General features: G+C 31.0%; 6 protein-coding genes and 1 pseudogene. 5 read left to right on the top strand and 2 right to left on the bottom strand.

The window, feature by feature from the left end; genetic code table 11:
- The coding region (locus tag FMM56_RS05870; RefSeq protein ID WP_150208028.1) for a restriction endonuclease subunit S at positions 1-481 on the top strand (481 nt) is incomplete at its 5' end.
- A 27-nt stretch (positions 482-508) separates the two neighbouring features.
- Here FMM56_RS05870 and FMM56_RS05865 read toward each other — a convergent pair.
- Positions 509-2,155 (bottom strand): cation acetate symporter, encoded by a 1,647-nt coding sequence (locus FMM56_RS05865; protein ID WP_150208026.1) that lies wholly within the window; start codon positions 2,153-2,155, stop codon positions 509-511.
- Entirely contained in the window at positions 2,152-2,505 is a 354-nt protein-coding gene (locus FMM56_RS05860; protein WP_150140943.1) for a DUF485 domain-containing protein, read from the bottom strand. The genes FMM56_RS05865 and FMM56_RS05860 overlap by 4 nt, the downstream gene beginning before the upstream one ends.
- 209 nt (positions 2,506-2,714) lie before the next feature.
- Between FMM56_RS05860 and hisH the strand changes: the two genes are divergently transcribed.
- The 4 genes and pseudogenes from hisH to hisF all read left to right on the top strand — a co-directional run bounded on the left by hisH (position 2,715) and on the right by hisF (position 6,022).
- Entirely contained in the window at positions 2,715-3,299 is a 585-nt protein-coding gene (hisH, locus tag FMM56_RS05855; protein ID WP_150140941.1) for an imidazole glycerol phosphate synthase subunit HisH, read from the top strand.
- Positions 3,300-4,034 (top strand): 1-(5-phosphoribosyl)-5-[(5-phosphoribosylamino)methylideneamino]imidazole-4-carboxamide isomerase, encoded by a 735-nt coding sequence (hisA, locus tag FMM56_RS05850; protein WP_150140939.1) that lies wholly within the window; start codon positions 3,300-3,302, stop codon positions 4,032-4,034. It begins immediately after the preceding gene.
- A gap of 21 nt (positions 4,035-4,055) precedes the next feature.
- Positions 4,056-5,210: pseudogene (locus FMM56_RS05845) on the top strand (Eco57I restriction-modification methylase domain-containing protein).
- 44 nt (positions 5,211-5,254) lie between these two features.
- A complete protein-coding gene (gene hisF, locus FMM56_RS05840; RefSeq protein WP_150140937.1) occupies positions 5,255-6,022 on the top strand; it encodes an imidazole glycerol phosphate synthase subunit HisF in 768 nt (255 codons plus the stop codon).
- Positions 6,023-6,024: the final 2 nt, after the last annotated feature.

The following is a 6,024-nucleotide window of genomic DNA, read 5'->3' as shown; positions in this document are numbered from 1 at the left end:
GGGCGACAGCATTAACGCAACACAAAAGGAAAAATATTTTACAAATCAAAAACAAGGTTTAAATTACATAGGAACAAAAGATATACAAAACGATACAAGTATTAATTATGAAAATGGTGTAAAAATCACTGATGATTTTATAAAAAATTTCAAAATCGCAAATATAAATTCAACCTTACTTTGCCTTGAAGGTGGTAATGCTGGACGCAAAATAGGTTTTTTAGAACAAAATGTTTGTTATGGTAATAAATTATGCAATTTTGAAAGTATTTTTCCTAATTCAAAATTTATATTTTATTTTTTGCAAAGTATGTATTTTTTCAATTTATTTATGGAAAATTTAGTAGGAATTATAGGTGGTACAAGTAAAGAAAAAATTAAAACCTTTTTAATCCCCCTCCCACCACTAAAAGAACAAGAAAAGATAGTTAAAATTTTAGATGAGTTATTTACACTGAAAAAAGCTTTAAGGGTGGAGTGAAAATACCACAGAAGTGGTATTTTTAAATTAATGGCTTATAGCCTGGCTTACTCCTATGCCACTTTGTGCCCTAAAATCTTGTGCGTTAAAGCCCTTTCTATCTTCAAGTGCTCTTTTACTATTATCAAATTTAGAAATAAGATAAATTAAAATAAAGCTAAGCGGCATGCAAAAAAGTGCAGGGTAATCATAAGGAAAAATGGCTTGGGTGAAGCCAAAAACCTTAACCCATACACTAGGGCTTAAAATAACCATGGCTAAAACGCAAATCAAAGATACCAATCCTCCAAAAAATACGCCCCTTGTTGTAAGATTCTTATAATAAATACAAAGCAAGATAATAGGAAAATTCACACTGGCTGCGATTGCAAAGGCAAGGCCCACAGTAAAGGCTACATTTTGTCCCTCAAAGACAATACCTAAAATTATGGCTAAAATTCCTAGTCCTATCGAAGCCATTCTTGTTACTTTCATTTCTAATTTTGCATCGCACTTACCATTTTTACAAACATTGACAAATAAATCATGGCTTATCGCACTAGCCCCTGATATAGCTAAACCAGCTACCACTGCTAAAATAGTAGCAAAGGCTACTGCACAAATAAAGCCATAAAAAACATTGCCTCCTATTGCTTGTGCTAAAAGAACGGCTACCATATTACTAGCCCCTGTAAAATTTCCAGCCGAATCCACATAGCTTGGATTAGTAAGCAAAAAGGCAATAGCCCCAAAGCCTATAACAAAGGTTAAAATATAAAAATATCCTATTAAACCAGTAGCATAAAATACTGATTTTCTAGCCTCTCTAGCGTTTTTCACGGTGAAAAATCTCATTAAAACATGAGGAAGTCCTGCTGTACCAAACATTAGGGCAAGTCCTAGAGATATCGCTGAAATTGGATCACTTACTAAGGCTCCCGGTCTCATAATAGCATCTTTTGCTACATGGTTATCAATGGCCCTTTCAAAATAATAAGTTAAATTAAATTTTGAAAGGTAAAGAACCATAATAGCCATAAAGGTAGCCCCTCCTAATAATAAACAAGCCTTGATAATTTGTACCCAGGTAGTAGCATGCATTCCACCAAATACAACATAGCATATCATTAAAATTCCTACTACTACAACAGCTACTGCGTAAGGTAAGCCAAAAAGTGTTTGAATGAGTTGTCCTGCCCCTACCATTTGGGCTATTAAATAAAATACTATTACACTTAATGCACTGATTGCTGAAATAATCCTTATAGGTTTTATTGATAATCTATAAGCTACAATATCTGCAAAGGTATATTTTCCAAGATTTCTAAATTTTTCTGCTATTAAAAATAACACTATAGGCCAACCAACTAAAAAGCCTATACTATAAATAAGTCCGTCAAAACCACTTGTAAAAACTAGGGCTACTATGCCCAAAAAACTTGCTGCGCTCATGTAATCGCCCGCTATTGCAATGCCATTTTGAAGACCTGTGATATTACCTCCTGCTGTGTAAAAACCAGAGGCTGATTGAGATTTTTTATTTGAAAAATAAGTAATGCCAAGAGTGATTAAAACAAAGGCTACAAACATTACAATAGCTATAATATTCACCTCGCCTTTTTCTACCTTATCTATATCAAAACCTGCTGCAAATAAAAAATTTGTAAATAAAAGCGTAAAAAATATCTTTTTCATTGATAATCCTTAAAATGTATTTTGCCCTCTTGTAAGTCTTTTAAAAGGTCGTTTTCTTTTAATTGTTCTATGCATTCTTCTTGTTCTTTATCAAGATATTTATTTGCAAAAAGCGTATAAATTCCTGTTAATGCAATGACAAGTATTATGATAAATAAACCAACTATAATCCCAAGTGTTATAGAGCTTGGTCCTAGGTGATATCCTAAAATTTCAGGGAAAAATCCAACCCCTATCATAAAACCATAGTAACAAATTAACACAATTGCTGATAACCATAAGGCAAAAGTGTTTCTAAAAGAAACAAAATTGCTTAGTCTGCTTAGGGCTAGTCTTTTATTCTTTTGCATTTTAACTCCTTAAATATTATTTTTATGTGATTAATATAAATAAATTTAAATAAAAAAACAATATTAACATTATTATTTAATTTTATTTTAATACTAAATGTTACTTTTATTAACAATGTTTCAAATTTACAACTTAATAAAATAATTAAAATAGATATACAAATTTAAATAAATATTGTAAAATACGATTTTTATAGATTGAGGTTTATATGAAACTTGTTATCATTGACACAGCTTGTGCGAATTTAGCATCTTTAAAATTTAGCCTTGATAGGCTTGGTGTAAAAAGTGAAATTTCTAGGGATTTAGACATTTTACAAAGGGCTGATAAGCTTTTTTTACCAGGTGTTGGCACGGCTTTTAAGGCCATGGAAAATTTAAAAAAATTTAATCTTATTGATTTTTTACAAAATACAAAAAAGCCCTTGCTTGGAATCTGTCTTGGAATGCAACTTTTAGGTGCTTTTTCAAGGGAACTTAATCAAAAAACACTTGGGATAATGAATTTTGAAGTTATAGAATTTGAACAAAAAGATAATTTTACCTATCCTCATATGGGCTGGAATGATATAAAAAGCGATCACCCACTTTTTAAGGGGCTTGATGGGGCATTTTTTTATTTTGTACATAGCTTTTTAGTGCCTATTAATAAATACACTATTGCAAGTTGTGAGTATTCTCAAAACTTTAGTGCTAGTATTTGCAAAGATAATTTTTACGGAGTGCAGTTTCACCCTGAAAGAAGTGCTGAATCTGGCGAGATATTATTAAGAAATTTTATAAAGGAGCTATAAATGAGTACGCAATTAATTCCTGCTGTTGATTTAATAGATGGCAAAGTAGTTCGCTTAGTAAAGGGCGATTATGAACAAAAAAAAGTATATAGTTTTGATGCCTTAAAAAAGCTTGAAGAGTACGAAAACATGGGAGCTAAAATCCTTCATTTAGTGGATTTGGATGGGGCTAAAAATCCAGCAAAAAGGCAACTTAAACTCATTGAAAAAATCGCTTCAAATATAAATGTAACCTTGCAAGTTGGAGGAGGTATTAGAAGTATTCAAGATGTAAGAAATCTTTTAGATGCCGGGGTAAGTAGGGTTATTGTTGGTTCTCTTGCTATTAAAGATCCTGATTTATGCGTTAAAATTTTGCAACATTTTAGCAATGAAAACATAGTTTTAGCCCTTGATGTATTTCCTAAGGACGATGATTTTTTTGTAACAGCACATGCTTGGCAGGAAGTAAGCGATAAAAAGCTTTTATCAGTGCTTGAATTTTACGCACCACACGGGCTTAAATACCTGCTTTGTACGGATATTTCAAGGGATGGTACTATGCAAGGGGCTAATACTAGGCTTTATCATTTGATAAATGAAATTTTTTCGCACTTATATATACAAGCATCAGGTGGCGTTAATAATCTTGAAAATTTGGCAAAATTAAAAGGAATTTGTTCTGGCGTTATAGTAGGAAAGGCCCTTTTAGATGGAAGTTTTAGCGTTAAAGATGGGATTAGGGTCTTGCTTTAAGCTTTATCATTAAAAATTTAAATGCTTAATACCACAAATTTAGGACAGGTTTTTACTTCACAAGATATAGTTAAAAAATGATAAGCTTGATTAAAAATAATGGTCGTTTTTTAGAACCAAGTTGTGGCAATGGGGCGTTTTTAAGCATTTACCACAAAATAAAATCGGCATAGAAATTGATAAAAATAATTAAGGATGAAAAAATCTTACATATGAATTTTTTAACCTTAATCAAAATGAAAAATTTGACACTATAATAGGAAATCCTCCCTATGTTCGCTATCAAGATATATTAAATTCTACTAAGTCCTTGCTAAAAAATTTTAAGGATATTTTTGATTTGCACTCAAATTTATATTTATTTTTTATTTATAAGAGTATCTTGCATTTAAATAATAGGGGCGAACTTATCTTTATAACGCCTAGGGATTTTTTAAAAAGTACTTCTAGTGTTAAATTAAATGAATTTATATTTAATCAAGGAAGCATTACTAATTTTATTGATTTAGGTGATAAGAAAATTTTTAATAACGCCCAGCCAAATTGTGCTATATGGCGTTTTGAAAAGGGAAATTTTACAAGGCTTACTAGTTGTTTAAGGGAATTTACCTGCCTTAATGGACAAATTTCTTTCATAAAAAAAACGTATTTTGTGCCCTTTAATGAGTTATTTTTTGTTAAGGTTGGTGCAGTTAGCGGGGCTGATAAAATTTTTGCTAATGAAAAACTTGGCAATATGGACTTTGTGGGCTAAATTACTTGCAAAACAGGCAAAACTAAAAAAATGATTTATGGAAAATATGCAAAATTTGCCTTTATAATTTTAAATCAATGCTTATAAAAAGAAAAATTCGAAATTTTAATGAAAATAATTGGTGGTGTTGGGGTAGGAATTATTATAAGAGTTCTTTGCCACGCATTTATGTAAATACTAAAACGCGTAATAAAAGACCCTTTTTCTTGCATAAATGCAAGGCTTATGATGGCTCAATTCTAGCCATTTTTCCAAAATTTAAGACAAATTCAAAAACTCTAAAAATACTTTGTGAAAGATTAAATAACATAAACTGGCAAGAACTTGGCTTTGTGTGCGATGGAAGATTTTTATTTTCTCAAAGAAGTTTGCAAAATTGTTATTTAGATGAAAGTTTTAAAGAATTTAAAAATTTAGGCTAGAATTTACAAAATTTTTATTAAAATACTTTGAAAAAGGTTTAATAATGTTAGCAAAACGTATTATAGCTTGTTTAGATGTAAGGGATGGACGAGTTGTAAAAGGAACTCAATTTAAAAATCACGAGGATATGGGAGATATAATTGAACTAGCTAAATTTTACTCACAAAATGGCATTGATGAGTTAGTTTTTTATGATATTGCTGCTAGTGCTAGAAAGGAGCGAATTTCTAGGGCTTGGGTTGAAAAAGTAGCTATTAATATCTCAATTCCATTTTGCGTAGCAGGTGGCATTAAAAGCGAGGATGATGCTAGAGAACTTTTAGCAAATGGGGCTGATAAAATTTCCATAAACTCCCCTGCACTTAATAATCCTTCATTAATAACCTCCCTTGCAAAAAGTTTTGGCGTTCAATGCGTAGTTGTAGGAATTGATAGCTTTAAAGATAAGGAAGGAAAATTAAAGGTTTTTCAATATACAGGCGATGAAAAAACTAGTAAGCATAGTGGAAAAAATACGCTTGAATGGGTAAAACAGGTGCAAGATTTAGGGGCTGGTGAAATTGTGCTTAATATGATGAATCAAGATGGAATGAAAAATGGCTATGATTTAGAACAATTACAAAAAGTTAGAAAGATTTGTAAAATTCCACTAATTGCAAGTGGTGGAGCTGGTAACGCTAATCACTTTTTAGATGCCTTTAAAATAGGCGTTGATGGGGCATTAGCTGCTAGTATTTTTCATAAAAAATTAATTGATATAAAAGAATTAAAAGCCTATTTAAAGGCTGAAAATATCATTGTTAGGGATTAAAA

This window comes from Campylobacter sp. LR264d (assembly GCF_008633895.1).
Taxonomy (GTDB): Bacteria; Campylobacterota; Campylobacteria; order Campylobacterales; family Campylobacteraceae; genus Campylobacter_D.
This window is presented reverse-complemented; position numbering and strand designations above follow the sequence as displayed.